The sequence below is a fragment of the Gilliamella sp. B3172 genome (assembly GCF_026536465.1).
Classification (GTDB): Bacteria; Pseudomonadota; Gammaproteobacteria; order Enterobacterales; family Orbaceae; genus Gilliamella.
This window is the reverse complement of record NZ_JAFNOA010000001.1, coordinates 202,106-220,911: the sequence shown is the minus strand read 5'-3', so window position 1 is coordinate 220,911 and position 18,806 is coordinate 202,106. Positions and strand designations below refer to the sequence as shown.

The following is an 18,806-nucleotide window of genomic DNA, read 5'->3' as shown; positions in this document are numbered from 1 at the left end:
ATCTCCATTCCGATAAGTTGCCTTATCAGATTCATTACCTCAATTAAAAGTGTTATTTATAGTGGGTATACGTTATTTTTTTAGGCTAGATCCCATGTTTTTTTAGTGTGGCGATACAATAAAAGACAAGTGATGAAAATTATTGGAATTAACGCTAAAGCGATATAATTTCCTTCAAATACTTTCACTGCCCAAAAACGGTAGGGATTACCACCATCTAATAAGCTTGAAAATTCACCGTCAGTTTTTACCGGGAAATTAATACTTTTTGCAATGTTGGTAATTATCGGCGCCACTGCTGAAGCAACATAAAGATTCACAATTAAGCAAGGTATGCCGATAATAAATGATCTCACAATATTGCCACGACAAGCCAATACCACCATGGAAATAGGTACCCAAATATTGGTTAAATCGCCAAGTGGTAATAACCTATTACCGGGTAATATGATTGATAAAATCAATCCAACGGGAATAAGTAAAAGTGCAGTAGAAAGCACCGATGGATGCCCAACCGCAACAGCAATATCTAAACCAATGTATAAATTTTTTCGGTTAGGAAATTTTTTATTTAAAAATTGCTTCACTGCATCGGATAATGGTAACAATCCTTCCATGAGTAATTTAACCATTCTTGGCATAATTAACATGACAGCACCAAGATTAATCGCTAAGTTTAAAATCCCTTTAACATCATAACCCGCCGCTATACCAATTGCGCCACCTATGACAAATCCAATCATCATCGGTTCGCCAAAGATACCAAATCTTTTTTGTATCGTTTGAGGATCGGCATGCAATTTTTGTAATCCCGGTATTTTATCTAAGATAAGATTACCTAACACACCAATAGGAAAGAAGATAACAGATGATAGTGTCGGAAGTGATATACCGGGTAACTCAAAATACTTTTGAATCATAGGCGCACACCAGTCAGCCAAAACAAAAGTTATCACAGCAGTAACCCCTGCTATAATCAATCCATAGACAAAGCTGCCAGTACTGCTATAAACCAGCGCACCAACAAAGGTAAAATGCCAGAAATTCCATAAATCGATATCGACAGTTTTAGTCCAATTAACGGTTAACATCACAATATTGATAATAATGGTCATTGGAATCACAAAAGGGGCAATCGGTGAAGCCCAAGCAATTGCTGCTAACGGTGGCCACCCAAGATCAATGACGGGTAAATCAATTCCGGCATGTTCAACTAAATCAGTTGTTGCACTGCCAAGACTGGTTCCTAACAAGTCAAAAATAACAAAGATACCAACAAAGCCCATTCCAATGGTTAATGATGAACGAATTGCCCGCCCTATTTTTACCCCTAAACACAGTGCCATTATAAAGATGACAACAGGTAACATGACGGTCGGCCCGAAGCCCAAAATGTATTGGACAATTTCAAGTAACTTATCAGCCATAATCAATCTCCTTGCAAGATCCTAACGATTTCGGCTAAGACTTCTTCTTCACCTATAGTGGTAATTAAAGGTACCCCATTGATAATTGGTGTTTTCTCTAATTGATAAGACACTTTAGAAGTCACGATAATTAAATCAGCCATACCGTCTTGAGATTGTACAGTTGCAACATCAGACTGAATGTTTTCAACCTCGATACCATGCTCGGCACAATAATTTTTAACTTTCTCAGTTGCAATAGTTGAAGTTGCAATACCACTGGTACAGGCAAAAATGATTCTTTTTTTCATAATAAAGCTCCTTATTTCAAAATATCTTTTAAGATTTTTTTGATTTCAAATTTGTTATTACTTTCAACTATTTTTTGCAAAATCTGATCATTGCTGAACGATGATGCTAATTTCATTAAAAAAGTTAAGTGGGTATCGGATTGTTTTAACAGTAAACCAAATACGATATTGACGGAGAGGTCTTCATCAGTTTCGGCATTTTTAAAAATAATGCCTTGTTTACTGGTCACAACAAACATGCCATCTTTTTTTACAAACTCACTGTCAACATGAGGCATCGCAACATTAAGGGTTTTTAATTTAAATCCAGTTGGATGTTCATTTTCTCGTTCAATAACTTTTTGTAAGTATTGTTCTGTAACATAATGATTTGCTAATAATTCATGGCTAATGGCTTCAAACATTGCTTCTCGGCTTTCAAAGCTTTTGTTTAAAAAAATAATATTGTCATCCAATTGTTCTAATTGCATATTTACCACCTATGACGTTAGTTTAACGATGAATGTTTAATAAATTCATAGATAGTATTTTGTTGTAAACAACTTGCTTCACATCGCCTTTTGCTTTTAACAATACTTTAATAAGATTATATTCATTATTATTAGCGACATATTGTTTACCAATTGAACTAATATAAGCTCTACGCAAATCACCACCAATATTGAGTTTAACAACATTATATTGGCTGATTTTTTGCAAAGTTTGATCATCAATTCCTGAGCCACCATGGATAACCAATGATACGGGAGATATGTCGGATAGTTTGCCAAGTAAATCAAAGTCTATTTTGGGCTGTTGTTCAAAACCGTGCACATTACCAACTGATACAGCCAAAGTTGCACAGCCAGTTCGTTTAACAAATTCTTGAACTTGATTAGGATCGGTTTTGCGATCGGCTTCATTAACTTCATCGTCCTCTTTACCGGTGATGGCACCTAACTCTGCTTCTACCGGAATATTGTATCCACCACAAAAATCGACCACTTTTTTTGTCAATTGAATATTTTCTTCAAAAGGTAAATGAGAGCCGTCAATCATAATTGAGGTAAAACCAGCCTCAACCGCTTGCTTAACATCTTCAAAAGTTTTGCCATGATCCAAATGCAGACAAAATGGTGTCGTCATGGTACTAGCTCGATTACGAACCATATCGACAATATATTTATAACCCGATAACACGATGTTTGTCGGTGCAATCTGCACCATGCTTGGTATGTTGCTCTCTTCAATTGCATCTAATATGGCTAAAGTTGTTTCCAAATTTGTTGTATTAAATGCGCCAGCTAATGTTTTTTGTTTTTTAGCTTCACCTAATAAAGTATACCCATTGACTAATGCCATAACTAACTCCTACTTTCGTCTAAGTGTTGTCCCCAAGTAGTTTACGTTTGATTTTAGCCATACATTACCAAACTCGATTGGTAGACCATTATCAAGGTAAACTAATTGTTCTAAATGAAGAACGGGGGAGATATCACTAATATTTAATATATCTGCCCGCTCCTTACCTACCACTCGGGCTGAATAACGGCAGTCCGAATGATCTATTTTTTTATGGGTAATACGTTCAATTTGGTTAAATAAACTATGTTTGGTAAAATCGACCAGCTCTATTTCAGGACATAAAGCTAAATTGATTCGGTTTTCAATAAACATGATTTTTTCACCATTGACGCTTCTTACCCTTTCCATATAAAAAATATTTGCGTTAAGCGGAACTTGTAATTTTCCACTAATATATTCATTTGCTTTCTCTACTCTTTTGGTGATAACCTCGGTGGTGAACTTGACGTGCTGCATTTCTAACGATTCGGCAAATGACTGTAGTCCATAACCTAATTGATAAGAGATGTTTTCAGCTTTTACATACGTTCCTTTACCTTGAATCTGTTCCAGCACAGATTCATTAATCAGTAACTCTACCGCTTTTCGAACTGTGCCTCGACTAACAGAAAGTAGGCTCATGATCTCGTTTTCCGACGGGATTCTGTCACCCGCTTTTAAATCATTACGATAAATCTGATTTCTTATCCACTCTTTGACTTGTACATAAAGAGGTGTGCTAGAAAATTTGTTGATACTCATTGGTTACCCCAAATATTAGTTAAGTTAAATATACATCCATAGACAACTATGTACAACTATGGACAACTAGTTTTTAAACAAAATGTGAGTTTAATCACATTTTAATATTTATCAATAAAATTTAGATAATTGACTGTATTTAGTTCTGGTATATCTTAAAGATAACAAGATGCTAAATAACAATAAGGAATTGTTGAAGAAATAAAATTATTTTGCAAATAAAAAAGTCATATTTCAAAGCGCTATTTAACGATAAGTTTATTTTTATTCGATAGTCAGGCTAAATTACTTGGCAGATTAAAGATAGATTTAACATTATTAATAGTAAACACACGGAGGCATAAATAAAAACGGCATCCAACAAATGGGTTACTTACCTTTAACAATTTTTAAGCTAATTACATTTGAGCTAGCTAGTAACCGATATCTTTTCGCAAACTTCGCCCGTTAATATCGACTGTTTCATTTACTTTAAGCTTGATAGTGTTTAAGATAAACTCATTTTTGATGTATCTTAGGACTTTAAAACTTGAATAACTTTGCAAACATTATTGAAATCGAGCGCGGCAATATGAAGTTCGCTTACGTACAAAATGATGAGATAAATTATTTGGAACTTTTTGACCAATTTTTGTCCGAAGAAGGACATCATGAGCTACTCGATCCAAGTGATAAAATTGAGAGATATACTTATCTAATTAATCACAATCAATCTAAATTTATTTTCAAAATAGATGGCGGTGTTGAGCATCGTTTAGAACGTCGACTTATTGCTAAAATCACTGGTGATTTTTATTTTAATCTAATTCGTAAGCTGGCTAAAATTTCGTTGGATAAATGCGATATCGCTTATGAACTCTATTTAGTCGCTTTTGATAAAACCACCAATCGCCACTATATGATCTTTAATTTTATAGAAGGACGTTCATTAACATGGGATGAAATGCGTGAATATGGAGAGCAAGTTAAAGCATGTATTGAAAAACTGCATAGTTATAATCTTGTTTCAAACGATGTTCATGGTGGTAACTTTATTTTAACTCCAGAGGGTAAAATCAAAGCAATCGACTTAACTAACTCCGGTTTTATTTGGTTAACTAAAGCCAATGATGCAATCGAATTGCGTGAGCGTTTTGGCATTAAAATTAACGTTCCTTTCCTGGCTATGGCAATTAAAAAATTTACTCACGGATTTAAACGGTTATCACGTAAAATTCGCGGGAAAGAAGATTAATAAATCAAATGGGAGAAAAACAAACTTCTCTCATTTTTCTTTAAAAAATTATAACTAATTCACTATAATAAATAGAATTTTTTTGATAGTTTCTAGTGCTAAAAAATATCTAAATCCTTCTGTTTTAAATACTGGTAAATACTTTTATAACCGTTTAGAATTAAACTAATCAAGCAAAGAAGGATGAGTTATGAGAAAGTTAATTGGTTTTACTGTTTTAGTTGCGTTACTAACTGGTTGTTCTTCTCAGAAAATGCTGTCAATCTATCAAACAGAAGGTGTAGAAATTACTCAAAACACGTCTGGTGTGGATATCATAAATAAATACAGTACTTCACAACCTATTACCGTCCTTCATTCTTCTTTATCACTCTGTATTGCGCAAGAACTTGATAATAGTCCAGTGGTTTTGAACCGTGAAAACTATCTCAGTTCAGCATGGTGGCCATATTATAATATGCCCACTCAACAAGCAATTACGATAAATGGTGGCGATACTATCAAGTTAGTTGAAGGTAATAATGTTGTTGCTAACGCTGTTACCAATTATCAATCACAATCTAAATACTTTGTTAGTTATACATTAACCGCTACTCGCAATGCCAAAAATATCCGTTACCTATTTAGCAATATCAAACAAGCTCAACAATATACTGGTTCTATTGGCAATGAAGGGTTTGAAAATGTAAAAACCTTAGAAAGAGCCCACCCAGATTTAGTTATTGATGCACTCAATAAAGAAGTCGATAAAATTCAAGCTTGTTTATTACATTAATACTGCATCCTCAAAAAAAGTTACAGTTGAGGAACGGTTTTTTTAGTCTAAAATCTATACAAAATTCTTATCAAGACTTTTTAAAAAGTAAAACTCATTATGAAAAAAATTCTTTTTTTATTATTGGTTCCATTTTATGGCTTTGCACAAAATGACATAAATGACTTTTGGAAAAATGATTTTTGGCAAATTAATGAAGTAGTAAATCATGAATTGGATTTATTTGAGTTATCCAATCCCCCCGCTGAAAGATTACAGATACGTTCAGATGGAACGAAATTTATTTACGGTAACTCTTTAACTTTTAATACTAATGGTACTTTCATATCAAAATACTCTGCTGATTGCGGTAACGATTGTTTTACCCGTTCGGAAGGTACTTTTGAAAAAATTGATGAAACACATCTTCGATTACAAATCAATTTATTCGCGCGTTCTGGCTGGTGTGAAGGCGTAGAAGATAGAACACTTCGAGATTTAGGAACTTTTGAAATTAAACCAACTAAAAATGGCTATCAATTAGTTAAATTAAAGGATGAATGAAGACTAGCTATAAAATAATAAGCTAAGAAGCTAATAAGCAAGTAATATCCTTCTTTTCAGTATATTAATTAAACTAACTCCTTAATTTATTATTCCCTAAATTATTATTTATCTATTAGATAAATAATACAAAAATAGTTGATTCATTGATGTATAAAAAGTTGAGGAACGGTTTTTTTTAGTCTAAAATCTATACACAATTCTTATCAAGACTTATTAAAAAGTAAAACTCATCATGAAAAAAATTCTTTTTTTATTATTGCTTCCATTTTATAGCTTTGCACAAAATGACATAAATGACTTTTGGAAAAATGATCTTTGGCAAATTAATAAAGTAGTAAATCATGAATTGGATTTATTTGAGTTATCCAATCCCCCCGCTGAAAGATTACATATAAGTTCGGATGGAACGAAATTTATTTACGGTAACTCTTTAACTTTTAATACTAATGGTACTTTCTTATCAAAATACTCTGCTAGGTGTGGTAACGATTGTTTTACCGGTTCGGAAGGTACTTTTGAAAAAATTGATGAAACACATCTTCGATTACAGATCAATTTATTCCAGCGTTCTGGCGACTGTGAAGGCGTAGAAGATAAAACAGTTCGAGATTTAGGAACCTTTGAAATTAAACCAACTGAAAATGGCTTTCAATTAATTAAAATAAGGGATGAATAAAAAACTTGTCATTCAGTTATAAGTTAACAAGCAAGCAAATATCTTTTTTTTTACATTAATTGAACTAAACTTTTAACTATTTCTACATCTTTCCTAATTACTCATTATCTGCAGGACAAAAAAGCAAAACTGTCGGACATTTGATTTAAAATTTTGCGGTGCATGGTTTTTAAATGATAAATAGGCAAAATTAGGCATCAATCCATTTTTTAATTAAAATGCTTATAACACTCTTTCTTTTCTATTACATTAGTCATTACTAATTTCTTCCATTTTAAAGATAGCTAAAACTTAAAAGTCTCGATAAATCAATCATAAAATTAATAAGACACTTAATTTAATTACTTAACTAATTATACTAACTTTCTTATTTTTATAATTTCTTTCTGCATTGCTTTACTGCATGCTATAAAAAATCGTTTCAGTATAAATTATGGACTAATATGCGTTCTCGTTTCTGATGTTTATCTTTTTTTAAGAAATTGGATAATCTTCCCCATTACCATGTAATAAAATTAATCGAACACCTATGCCACTCTTATGATAAAACAAGTTGGCACTGTCAATATAAATATAGCTTATTGCTCTTTTCCTTTTGCATCTAATAATCAGGCTAATTAAATATTTTTCTGATTTAATTTAAATTTTATACACTTATTAAACCCACTTTAATGACTGTTACTGCTGCTAATTATTTAAACTAACTTACATTAATTACAAAACTAGTTAGTTAACTTTCTTAATCTTCTGATTTCTTGTTCCTTAACTATACTAGATTTGTACTATAAAAAACTATCTTACAAGAGGTTTAGCTATGAGCATGATGCAACAGTTAAAAGAAAACAAAATCTACATCGGATCATTACCCCTACCTATTTTTATCGTTTGTTCAATTATCGTTATCATCGCCGCACAATTAGATATGCTACCAAGAACATTAATTGGTGGTTTCGCGGTGATTTTACCACTCGGTTGGTGCCTAGGTACCTTAGGACAAAATATTCCTTTTTTCAAAAAATTTGGTGCACCTGCAATATTATCTTTAATTGTGCCCTCTTTATTAGTCTACTATGGCGTATTTGATGACAATACCTTAGCAGCAACTAAAATGCTAATGAAGGAATCTAATTTTCTGTTGTTTTATATTGCAAGTTTAGTTTGTGGCAGTATTCTTGGCATGCATCGCGTTATTTTGATACAAGGTTTTATTCGCATGATGATCCCAATGTTGCTCGGCATGTGCTTGGCAGCATTAGTTGGGGTGTCAGTCGCAGTAGCGTTTGGCGATACGTGGGAACATGCTTTTTTCTATACGGTATCACCGGTTATGGCTGGTGGAATTGGTGAAGGTGTATTACAACTTTCTAATGCCTATAGTAATATTTTAAACCAAGATTATGATTCATTTGTCAGTGCATTAATACCAGCAACTGTTGTGGGTAACTTTTTTGCTATCACCTTCACCGCTATTATCAGCCGAATTGGTGAAGTTAAACCTCATTTGAGTGGTCAAGGTCAATTGGTCAAAATCGAATTTGACGGGCTAGCTGATGCCCTAAAAGAAGACAAAACACCATTGGATGCTCGGGCAATGAGTGGGGCTGTTATGATTTTAGCTACACTATTTATTTTTGGTATGATTTTAGAAAAAATCACTCACTTTCCGGGGCCAGTGTTAATGATTATTGCAACGGCTGTGGTGAAATATTTTCGCTTATTACCACAAAGCGTTGAGCGTGGTAGCCAGCAATGGTACAAATTTATCTCAGGCAACTTTACCTTTCCATTAATGGCGGGATTAGGCTTGTTATATATTGATCTAGCAAGTGTAGTTAAAGTACTAACCATCCCATATTTTATTACCATTATCTCGGTTGTATTTACCGTTTCTATGACTGGTTTTGTCTGTAGCTTCTTCTTAAAAATGCATCCGGTTGAAGCCTCTATTATTTCGTCTTGCCAAAGCGGCATGGGCGGAACAGGTGATGTAGCAATACTTTCAACCGCAAATCGAATGAACTTAATGCCTTTTGCACAGGTTGCAACAAGGTTAGGTGGAGCGTTAATGGTGATTTGTACTACTGCGCTATTAAGATACCTACATATGTAATAGCAAAATTTAACAATGTAGATTAAATGTAAAATATTCTAAGCTTGATTAGGATTTATTAAGTGTAATTAGAAGGGAAGAATCATGACAACAGTTCAAGAAAAAGCGTTAGCAATTAGTAAACAAATGCACGGGAAGTTTGAAGTTCACTCAAAAGTACCGGTTAATTCAATGTCAGATCTTAGTGTCGCTTACACCCCAGGCGTTGCAGCGGTGTGTACCGAAATTGCTAAAAATCCCGAATCTGTGTATGAATATACCAGCAAACGTAATTTAGTTGCTGTAATTACTGACGGCTCAGCGGTATTAGGATTGGGTAATATTGGGCCTGAAGCAGCAATTCCGGTTATGGAAGGAAAAGCAATATTATTTAAACAGTTTGCCAATGTTGATGCAATCCCATTATCGCTTAATACTCAAGACCCAGATGAACTTGTAAGCCATATTGCGGCGCTGGCCCCGTCCTTTGGCGGCATCAATCTTGAAGATATTAGTGCGCCACGTTGTTTTGAAATAGAAAAAAGATTGCAGGAAATTCTAGATATCCCTGTTTTTCATGATGATCAACATGGCACTGCAATTGTAGTTTTAGCGGCATTGTATAATGCACTTAAAGTTGCAGGGAAAACGATTGAATCAGCAAAAATTGTGATAAATGGTGGTGGCGCAGCCGGTTTAGCAATAGCTGATATGCTTTTGGCGGCAGGCGTTACCGATTTAAAAATTGTCGATAAAATCGGTATTTTATCGGAGGATGACGCATCGTTACCGCCACACCATTTGGCTATGGCTCGTCGAACCAACCATTCAAAACAAAAAGGCACTTTACAAGATGCCATTAAAGGTGCCGATGTGTTTATTGGTGTCTCTGCGCCGGGTGTATTAAAACCGGAATGGGTATCAACTATGGCAGAAAAATCGATAGTTTTTGCCATGGCTAATCCAACACCAGAAATATTCCCTGAGGAAGCCAAAGCAGCAGGCGCTTTTGTGGTGCACCGGAAGGAGCGATTATCCAAATCAAATCAATAATGTGTTAGCTTTCCCGGGTATTTTCAGAGGAGCTTTAGATGCCAGAGCAAAAAACATCACTTTAGCTATGCAACTAGCAGCTGCTAAAGGGTTGGCCAATATTGTTACTCAAGACAAATTATCCGAAAACTGCATATTACCTAACGCATTTGAACCTAACGTTGCCAAAGTGGTTGCCGAAAGTGTTAGAAACGCAGCGGTAGACTAATCATTACCGACCTTAATTGAACTTGAAAAAAACCTACTGATAAAAACAAATTATTAGTAGGTTTTCTTATCAATCTGTTTATATTAGTATGCATAAGGATTTCGTCTTGAGTTTGTAATATGAACTACTTTTTTAATCGGTTATCGCTTAAAGTCAAATTAATCAGTTTAATTTGTTTGGTTTTTATATTATCAGTTATTGCACAGAATATTTATATTATTCATGTTGTTAACGATGAATACTTAAACCTTTCTCGCCAGCGCACCGAAAATATAGCCACTATCATCTCTACATCAGATAGCATTATTGAAAATTTACAAAATCCGACGGCCAATAATCTTGAATTTATTCAGAACTATACCGAGCAAGCCAGAACATTTGCTCAAGTAGATTATATCGTTATTTTTAATATGCAAGGCATACGATATTCTCATCCAAATAAAGATAAAATTGGTCAACTTATTGTTGGCGGGGACGAGCAAAGAGCGTTACAAGGCGAGTCTTATACTTCGATAGCCAAAGGCACGTTAGGTGATGCGATACGTGCATTTAGCCCTATTTATAATAAGCAACAACAAATTGGAGCGGTTTTAGTTGGGCAAACACTGCAAAAAATTAATCATTTAGTAGCCAGAACAAGTCAGCCTATATGGCTGTCACTTATTGCATCATTAGCCATTGCGATTTTATTAGCCTCATTATTATCCCGTAACATAAAAAAGATATTGTATGGACTTGAACCGTTAGAAATGGCTCAACTTTTTGAAGAAAGAGATGCAATTATTAGAACGGTCAAAGAAGGAATTGTTGTGATTAACCGAGAAGGTTGTATCACTCAAATAAATAATGAGGCAAGAAGAATATTACGTATTGAAGGTAAAAAAGAAAATATTATTGGTCAACAAATTGCTGATGTGATCCCTAATACCCGTTTATACGAAGTTATGATGACCGGCATAGCCGAATATGATTGTGAACAAAATATTAATGGGGTTGTAATTTTAACTAATCGTACTCCTTTATTTGTTAACGATTCGTTAGTTGGGGCAATTGCCTCATTCAGAGATATGACAGAAGTTCGATCACTGGCAGAAAACCTTACCGGCGTCAATCGTTATGCTGATGCTTTACGTTCACAGTCGCATGAATTTAATAACAAATTACATGTAATTTACGGATTGGCATTTAACAATAATAAACAGGAACTTATCGATTATCTTGAAGAGATAATTGGTAACAAACAAGCTGAATCGAATATCATCAGCCAAGCAATTAAAGATCCGATCGTGGCGGGTTTTCTTAATAGTAAATTTAGTCGAGCACGTGAATTAGGTGTGTCATTATCTTTTAATGTGAGTGGGATCTTAGCACCGATTCCCGATTCTCAAGTTACCCATAGTCTGGTGACTATTTTTGGTAACCTTATCGATAATGGCTTAGATGCAGTCCAATTTTTAGATAATAAACAGATTCAAGTAAATTTATCGATTAATGAAGAAGCGTTTATCTTTGAAGTCAATGATAATGGAGAAGGCATTAGCGAAAAAGATATGCAGCATATCTTCAAAAAAGGTTTTTCAACCAAAGGAGACAATCGAGGGATTGGTCTCTACTTAGTTGTAGCTAGTATTGATGAGCTTAATGGTCATATTCAATTATGTGATCAAATTAATAAAAAAGGAACGTGTTTTAAAGTATCATTACCACTTAAACAGCTTTATAGAGGAAAAAACTGTCATGGTAGACGTACTGATTGTTGAAGATGACCCAATGGTGGCAGAATTAAATAAAAAGTATTTGCATATGGTACCGGGTTTTAATTTAGTTGCTAATGTGGTTAATGGTGAACAAGCTTTACATTTTATTCATGATAATCATGTTGACTTAATCTTGCTTGATGTATTTATGCCCAAATTAAACGGGCTTGAGCTATTACAACATATTCGTATTAGTTACCCTAAAATTGATATTATTATGGTAACAGCCGCTTGTAATACCAATGATATTCAAGCAGCTTTACGTCTGGGCGTGATTGATTATATCGTAAAACCATTCACATTTGGCAGGCTCAGAACAGCACTTATTTCTTATCAAGAACGGATACGGTTATTGTCCTCAAGCAAAATATTAAATCAAGATCAGTTAGATGATCGCATTTTTGCCAAACCCGTTAGCCAAAATAAAAGTCTACCCAAAGGGATTGATAGACAGACATTGAAAAAAGTGCGGGAAGTAATCATCGAATATAATAAAGAATTTTCAATGAGCGATATTGTCGAATTAATCCCATTATCTCGTATATCATTGAAAAAATATCTCGATTATTTGGAAGATCTTGGCGAACTGGAAAGCCATTTAACTTACTTATCAATAGGTCGACCAGTTAAATGTTATATTTATCTAAAATAAAGTATTTATGTTGTCAATTTGCCTATGAACGAATTCAATGATAATAATCAGTGATTCAATCAATGACAATTGAATTAACTCGTGGGTAAAATCGCTTATTTAATAGCATATTTATTCCATGCTTATTTCGTCTAATGACAGGCTAAAACTAGGTACAAATACTTCCAAAAAGTAGTCCATTTCCGGGCTATTTCGTTCTGATAATGTTTTTTTCAATCTTTGTTCGGCTAATCGAAATTCATTGTTACCAGCGCTAAGCTCTTCTATAGTCTTTAAATAAGCACATAAGGCATCAGCTTGCTTGACAATACTTTTCTCTGACTCGTCATAATAATCATCATCAATCAACGTTCTAAAGTCGTCTTGTAACTCTTGTGGCAACATATCGATAAGTTTATGTTGTGCAATTTTTTCAATCTTTTTATATTCAGTTGTGATTTGCGGATTGTAATATTTAGTGGGTGTCGGTAAATCACCGGTTAACACCTCTGATGCATCATGATACATAGCAAGCAATGCTATGCGCTCAGGATTGACTTTGCCATTAAATCGTTTATTTTTGATAATTGCTAATGCGTGTGCCACAAAAGCGACTTGAAGGCTATGTTCAGAAACATTTTCAGTACGAACATTTCGCATTAATGGCCAACGGCTAATCAATTTTAATCGTGAAAGATGAGCAAAAAAATGGCTATTATTCATAATAATTATCTCATGCGGTTAAAAATAAAAAACGCCCCCAAATGGAAGCGTTTATATTGTTATCAACGTTATATTTGATTTAGGCTAAAACAAGTTGTTGTGTACCTAATGCCAATGGAACAGGTTGATCTTCTGTAAAAGTAACATATTCCCAAGCTTCTTGTTTTGCTAATAACGCCTGTAATAACTGATTATTCAAAGCATGACCAGATTTATAACAAACCACTTCACCGATCATGTTATGACCACTCATGTATAAATCACCAATAGTATCAAGCATTTTATGACGTACAAACTCGTCTTCAAAACGTAAACCGTCTTCATTTAAAACTTTATAGTCATCAACTACAATCGCACAATCTAAGCTACCACCAAGGCATAAGCCTTTTGATTGCAATGCTTCGATATCACGCATAAAACCGAATGTTCTTGCGCGACTAATTTGGCGAATAAAAGATTCAGATGAGAAATCCAATTGATAACGTTGTGAACTGCTATCGATAGCAGGATGATGAAAATCAATGGTAAAATCTAATCTAAATCCACTATATGGTCTAACTTCTGCCCATTTGTCGCCGTTCTCAACTCGTACAGTTTGTTTAACTCGTAAGAATTTTTTCAGTGCATTTTGTTCAGTAATGCCTGCATCTAACAACAAATAAACAAAAGGGCTTGCGCTACCATCCATAATTGGAATTTCTGGCGCATCAACTTCGATAATAATATTATCAATACCAAGTCCAGCTAATGCCGAATTGATATGCTCAACAGTAGAAATACGCACATTATCTTCGTTAACTAAACAAGTACAAAGCATAGTATCACGTACTGATTTAGCATCAACCGGAAAATCGACATACGGATTTAAATCTGTACGACGATAGATAACGCCTGTATTTTCTGGTGCAGGACGTAATGTCAAAGTAACTTTTTTACCGGTATGTAAACCTACACCAGTTGCTTGAATCGTCTTTTTTAAGGTTCTTTGTTTCACTTTGCACCTACTCTTTTATTTGTTTCTATTGATATTTGACAATAAAAAACCAAATAAGTTCAATACTAATTAGCCTGCTTACGGATGAAAGCAGGGATATCTAAAATCTTGTGTTCTTCAAGAGGAGAAACAGCGGGTTCATTAACCACTTTCGCTAATTTTTCTTCTTGTTGCCCAAGTGTATTACTTTGGGTAAATAATGAGTTATGAGCCATTGGCTTAGAGATTTTTGCTTCCGGACGTTTATCCATGCCAATACCTGTAGCAACAACAGTAACACGAATCTCATCAGACATGTCAGGGTCAAAAGTTGTACCCACAACCACAGTTGCATTATCAGATGCAAACGCTCTCACTGTACTACCAACGGTTTCGAACTCTTCTAAACCTAAATCTAAGCCAGCGGTGACATTGACTAAAACACCACGTGCACCAGATAAATCAATATCTTCAAGTAACGGGCTTGAAATAGCCATTTCAGCTGCTTCTTCGGCACGGTTATCACCGCTTGCACGACCAGATCCCATCATAGCATAACCCATTTCAGACATCACTGTTCTTACGTCAGCAAAGTCAACATTGATATGACCAGGTTTAGTAATAAGCTCGGCAATCCCTTGTACAGCACCTTTTAATACGCCGTTAGCGGCAGCAAAAGCATCAAGTAGTTTAACACCACGACCTAATACTTTTAATAATTTATCATTTGGAATCGTAATTAATGAGTCAACATGTTTTGCTAATTCAGCGATACCTTGTTCAGCAAAAGCCATACGCTTTTTACCTTCAAAACCAAAAGGTTTAGTAACGACTGCAACAGTTAAAATACCGAGTTCTTTAGCAATTTCAGCGACAACTGGAGCTGCACCGGTTCCGGTACCACCGCCCATACCCGCTGCAATAAAAACCATATCGGCACCTTCAATCGCATTACGAATGACTTCACGATCTTCTTCTGCAGAGTTTCGACCAACTTCCGGATTAGCACCTGCACCAAGCCCTTTAGTAACATTAGTACCAATTTGGATAGTTTGACCTACCTTTATTCTTTTCAATGCTTGTGCATCAGTATTTGCCGCAAAAAACTCAACACCCTCAATATGCTCAGCAATCATATGCTCGACAGCATTACCGCCGCCACCACCGACACCAATAACTTTAATGACTGCTGCTGGTTCATCATCTGCAACCATAGGCTCAAACATAACTTATCTCCAAATTTACGATCTAATAACATTGTACAGATAACGGTCTACAATGTCCACGAAGTTCTTAAATATATTAGCTAAAATTCTTTTTTAAACCAACCGGTCAATCGTTTAGCTATCCCTTTTAATGATGATTTATGACTATCTTTAGCATCATCACTTAATAAACTTTGTTTTCCGTAATGCAATAACCCAACTGTTGTTGAACAATAAGGCTTTTGTACATAATCGGTTAAACCAGATATATTTAATGGTTGCCCAATACGAACTTGATTTTGAAAAACTTTTTCAGCACACTCAACCATTCCTTTAATTTGTGCTGCTCCACCGGTTAAAACAATCCCTGCTGCCAATTGATATTTAACATTTTGTTTTTTCAGTTCATCTTGCAAAACAAGTAACTCTTTTTGCACAAGTGAAAGCAACTCAGAATAACGAGGCTCAATCACATCTGCTAATGTTTGTCTTTGTAATGAACGTGAAGGTCGTCCACCAACACTTGGCACATCGATAACTTCATCTTTGCCGACCAATGAACCAACAGCACAACCATAACGAATCTTGATATTTTCCGCATCCATTGGTGGTGCACCAAATGCGTAAGCGATATCACTCGTAACAACATTGCCAGCGTAAGGAATAACCACCGAATGGCGTAATGCGCCACCAGTATAGACTGTAACATCCATTGTACCGCCGCCAATATCAATAACACACACACCTAGCTCTTTTTCATCGTCGGTCAATACAGCATAACTAGATGCCAGACCAGAAAATATGAGCTGATCAACTTTTAGTCCACAACGCTCAACCGCTTTAACAATGTTTCTTGCCATATCGTTATGGCAGGTGATCAAGTGAACTTTTGCTTTCATCCGCACGCCTGAAAGACCAATTGGATTTTTAATTCCTTCTTGCAGGTCGATTGAATACTCTTGGGCTATTACATGTAATATCCGATGTTCATCAAGAATTCTGACCGATTTAGCAGTATGCACGACATTGTCGACATCTTCAGCCGTCACTTCTTCGTCAGCAATTGGCACCATGCCAATTTCGTTTTGGCAACGAATATGTTTACCCGATAGGCTTAAATAAACAGAAGATATTTGACAATCAGCCATAAGCTCGGCTTGGTCAATTGCGCGTTGAATTGACTTGACCACAGATTCAAGATCGTTTACACCACCTTTATCCACACCTTTTGATGGGCAATGACCTACGCCGATAATATTGACAATACCATCAGGAAGAACTTCACCAACAAGGGCAAGAACTTTGGATGTACCAACTTCTAGTCCGACAACCAATTTTTTTTCTGTTGCTTTCATACTTCAGCCTTTATTTATTCCTTACTGCGCTAGTTTTTCTCTTTGCACTGATATACCATTTTCATAACGTAAATCAGCCACCGTGATTTTTTCGTCTACCGGTATTCTAGATTGAATTTCAGGGAATAATTTAATAAATCGGTTATAACGTTCTTCAATATGTTCGCTTCCTAGCATTAATTTAATATCCTGATTTTCTAAACATAAACCGGCTATACATTGTTTTACCATCAGTTGCCATGCATTACGTTCATCTGATATTGCAGCAGTGATTTGTAATGCTAACTGATTATTAGCTAATTTCTTAGAAAGATTTTCTAAACTATAATATGTTTCAAGCATTGACTTAGCCTTACCTTCAGGTCCATAAATCCTTGGTAATGGCAATTCACCTATTCTATCTAGTGGCACACTAAACACATTGCCACTTTTATCTAATAAAAATAAGTCATTCCAATAAAAAGCAGGTTTGTACTCTTCGATGTAAACAACTAATCTATCTGGCCATTGTTTACGAACACTTACTTGTTTTACCCATGGAAATCGCATGACTTCTTGCTGGATATCATCAACATCTTGCCCAATATAGGTATTGGGTAATCCTAATCCTAAAATTGCCTCTCTTAAATCATCTTCGGTTGTATAAGTATGTTCACCACTTAGTGTTAACTGGGACAAAACCATTTGTTCAGGGTCGTCCATCCAATTTTTAAAACTATGTACGACCCAAGTACTGATAAATATAATCATAATAAAGAACAAAAAACCTATCAACTGTTCTGTATTACGAAAAACAAGCAACCGCCGTCTATTTCTACTTTCTCGTCGATGCGCCGCTTGTCTGACTTGTTTCATAAAGATTTAGCCAATTATATTGTTGCCAAATTTAGAATACGATTAACAAGCTCACTGAAAGACCAACCGTGCTGTTTTGCAGCCATTGGTACCAGACTGTGATCTGTCATGCCCGGAGCAGTATTGACCTCAAGTAAATAAGGTTTTTCGTTTTGATCGAACATAATATCTACTCGACCCCAGCCTCGACAGCCTACAGCTTTATAGGCTTCAAGTGCTAATTGGCGTATTTCACGCTCTTTATCTTCAGTTAAACCACTTGGGCAAAAATATTGGGTTGAGTCAGATAAATACTTTGCATCATAATCATAAAAATTTGTAGCAGGCTTAATGTAAATAGAAGGTAAAACTTCTTCACCAACTATTGCTACAGTAAATTCCGGACCGGCTAGAAATGATTCAACCATGACAACATCATCGTATTGAAAAGCAACCTCGATGGCAGCTTTTAATTCAGATACTTCATTTACACGAGTCATGCCAACGCTTGACCCTTCATGACTTGGTTTTACAAATAGCGGTAAATTAAGTTGTTTAACAATAGCATTGACATCTATAGATTGAGACTTGTCTACCATGACATAATCAGCTACTGGCAAGCCTAACGCTTTCCAGACTAATTTTGTTTTTAATTTATCCATTGTAAGCGCTGAAGATAAAACATCGCTTCCAGTATAAGGTATTTTTTGATAAGTTAAAATGGCTTGTGCAATTCCATCTTCTCCACCACGACCATGTAAAATAATAAAGGCTTTAGTATATCCTTCATCTTTTAAACTAGTTATAGGGTGATCTTTAGTATCAATAAGATGTGCATCAATACCATTTGCTAATAATCCTGCTAATACAGCCTTACCCGATTTGAGCGATACTTCTCGCTCAGCAGAGGTTCCACCATACAATACAGCAACTTTATCAACCATT

Annotated in this window: 18 protein-coding genes and 1 pseudogene; 8 read left to right on the top strand and 11 right to left on the bottom strand. The window is 35.2% G+C overall.

Features of this window, described 5'->3' with window-relative positions; all coding sequences use genetic code 11:
• Nucleotides 1-80: 80 nt before the first annotated feature.
• Genes J3U37_RS00980 through J3U37_RS00960 form a run of 5 tightly spaced genes read right to left on the bottom strand, consistent with a single transcriptional unit; the run spans nucleotide 81 to nucleotide 3,802 of the window.
• Nucleotides 81-1,427: a PTS galactitol transporter subunit IIC gene (locus J3U37_RS00980; protein ID WP_267330052.1), complete on the bottom strand. Its 1,347-nt coding sequence runs from the start codon at nucleotides 1,425-1,427 to the stop codon at nucleotides 81-83.
• 2 nt (nucleotides 1,428-1,429) lie between these two features.
• A complete protein-coding gene (locus tag J3U37_RS00975) occupies nucleotides 1,430-1,717 on the bottom strand; it encodes a PTS sugar transporter subunit IIB (protein ID WP_220217996.1) in 288 nt (95 codons plus the stop codon).
• 11 nt (nucleotides 1,718-1,728) lie between these two features.
• Nucleotides 1,729-2,187 (bottom strand): PTS sugar transporter subunit IIA, encoded by a 459-nt coding sequence (locus J3U37_RS00970; RefSeq protein ID WP_267329942.1) that lies wholly within the window; start codon nucleotides 2,185-2,187, stop codon nucleotides 1,729-1,731.
• Nucleotides 2,188-2,209: 22 nt separating this feature from the next.
• Nucleotides 2,210-3,058 carry a class II aldolase gene (locus J3U37_RS00965; protein ID WP_267372991.1) on the bottom strand — a complete coding sequence of 283 codons (849 nt, stop codon included), beginning with the start codon at nucleotides 3,056-3,058 and terminating at the stop codon, nucleotides 2,210-2,212.
• A gap of 9 nt (nucleotides 3,059-3,067) precedes the next feature.
• Entirely contained in the window at nucleotides 3,068-3,802 is a 735-nt protein-coding gene (locus tag J3U37_RS00960; protein ID WP_267330050.1) for a GntR family transcriptional regulator, read from the bottom strand.
• Nucleotides 3,803-4,331: 529 nt separating this feature from the next.
• On the opposite strand from J3U37_RS00960, the gene J3U37_RS00955 reads away from it, so the two are divergent.
• From J3U37_RS00955 to J3U37_RS00915, 8 genes and pseudogenes are all read left to right on the top strand, one after another.
• Complete coding sequence (locus J3U37_RS00955; RefSeq protein ID WP_220218000.1) at nucleotides 4,332-5,036, top strand: lipopolysaccharide core heptose(II) kinase RfaY; 705 nt, start codon at nucleotides 4,332-4,334, stop codon at nucleotides 5,034-5,036.
• Between the two features lie 190 nt (nucleotides 5,037-5,226).
• The gene (locus tag J3U37_RS00950; RefSeq protein WP_220218001.1) at nucleotides 5,227-5,811 is read left to right on the top strand and encodes a hypothetical protein; all 585 of its coding nucleotides are present in this window, start codon (nucleotides 5,227-5,229) and stop codon (nucleotides 5,809-5,811) included.
• A 99-nt stretch (nucleotides 5,812-5,910) separates the two neighbouring features.
• Complete coding sequence (locus J3U37_RS00945) at nucleotides 5,911-6,354, top strand: hypothetical protein (RefSeq protein ID WP_267372990.1); 444 nt, start codon at nucleotides 5,911-5,913, stop codon at nucleotides 6,352-6,354.
• A 235-nt stretch (nucleotides 6,355-6,589) separates the two neighbouring features.
• Nucleotides 6,590-7,033 carry a hypothetical protein gene (locus J3U37_RS00940; protein ID WP_220218003.1) on the top strand — a complete coding sequence of 148 codons (444 nt, stop codon included), beginning with the start codon at nucleotides 6,590-6,592 and terminating at the stop codon, nucleotides 7,031-7,033.
• 814 nt (nucleotides 7,034-7,847) lie between these two features.
• Nucleotides 7,848-9,143 carry a 2-hydroxycarboxylate transporter family protein gene (locus J3U37_RS00935; RefSeq protein ID WP_220218004.1) on the top strand — a complete coding sequence of 432 codons (1,296 nt, stop codon included), beginning with the start codon at nucleotides 7,848-7,850 and terminating at the stop codon, nucleotides 9,141-9,143.
• Between the two features lie 84 nt (nucleotides 9,144-9,227).
• Nucleotides 9,228-10,383 (top strand): annotated as a pseudogene (locus tag J3U37_RS00930) (NAD(P)-dependent malic enzyme).
• A 119-nt stretch (nucleotides 10,384-10,502) separates the two neighbouring features.
• Nucleotides 10,503-12,143 (top strand): DcuS/MalK family sensor histidine kinase, encoded by a 1,641-nt coding sequence (gene dcuS, locus J3U37_RS00920; RefSeq protein WP_267372987.1) that lies wholly within the window; start codon nucleotides 10,503-10,505, stop codon nucleotides 12,141-12,143.
• Nucleotides 12,121-12,792, top strand: coding sequence for a response regulator (locus J3U37_RS00915; RefSeq protein ID WP_267372986.1), 672 nt, complete (start codon nucleotides 12,121-12,123; stop codon nucleotides 12,790-12,792). The genes dcuS and J3U37_RS00915 overlap by 23 nt, the downstream gene beginning before the upstream one ends.
• 111 nt (nucleotides 12,793-12,903) lie before the next feature.
• On the opposite strand, the gene yfbR is transcribed toward J3U37_RS00915, so the two are convergent.
• The 6 genes from yfbR to J3U37_RS00885 form a co-directional block, all read right to left on the bottom strand.
• Entirely contained in the window at nucleotides 12,904-13,494 is a 591-nt protein-coding gene (gene yfbR, locus J3U37_RS00910) for a 5'-deoxynucleotidase (protein ID WP_220218008.1), read from the bottom strand.
• A 79-nt stretch (nucleotides 13,495-13,573) separates the two neighbouring features.
• Entirely contained in the window at nucleotides 13,574-14,488 is a 915-nt protein-coding gene (gene lpxC, locus J3U37_RS00905) for a UDP-3-O-acyl-N-acetylglucosamine deacetylase (RefSeq protein WP_220218009.1), read from the bottom strand.
• Nucleotides 14,489-14,553: 65 nt separating this feature from the next.
• Nucleotides 14,554-15,681 carry a cell division protein FtsZ gene (ftsZ, locus tag J3U37_RS00900; protein WP_370634068.1) on the bottom strand — a complete coding sequence of 376 codons (1,128 nt, stop codon included), beginning with the start codon at nucleotides 15,679-15,681 and terminating at the stop codon, nucleotides 14,554-14,556.
• Nucleotides 15,682-15,773: 92 nt separating this feature from the next.
• The gene (ftsA, locus tag J3U37_RS00895; RefSeq protein WP_220218011.1) at nucleotides 15,774-17,027 is read right to left on the bottom strand and encodes a cell division protein FtsA; all 1,254 of its coding nucleotides are present in this window, start codon (nucleotides 17,025-17,027) and stop codon (nucleotides 15,774-15,776) included.
• Nucleotides 17,028-17,048: 21 nt separating this feature from the next.
• Nucleotides 17,049-17,882: an FtsQ-type POTRA domain-containing protein gene (locus J3U37_RS00890; protein WP_220218012.1), complete on the bottom strand. Its 834-nt coding sequence runs from the start codon at nucleotides 17,880-17,882 to the stop codon at nucleotides 17,049-17,051.
• Between the two features lie 14 nt (nucleotides 17,883-17,896).
• Nucleotides 17,897-18,805, bottom strand: coding sequence for a D-alanine--D-alanine ligase (locus J3U37_RS00885; RefSeq protein WP_267329936.1), 909 nt, complete (start codon nucleotides 18,803-18,805; stop codon nucleotides 17,897-17,899).
• Nucleotide 18,806: the final 1 nt, after the last annotated feature.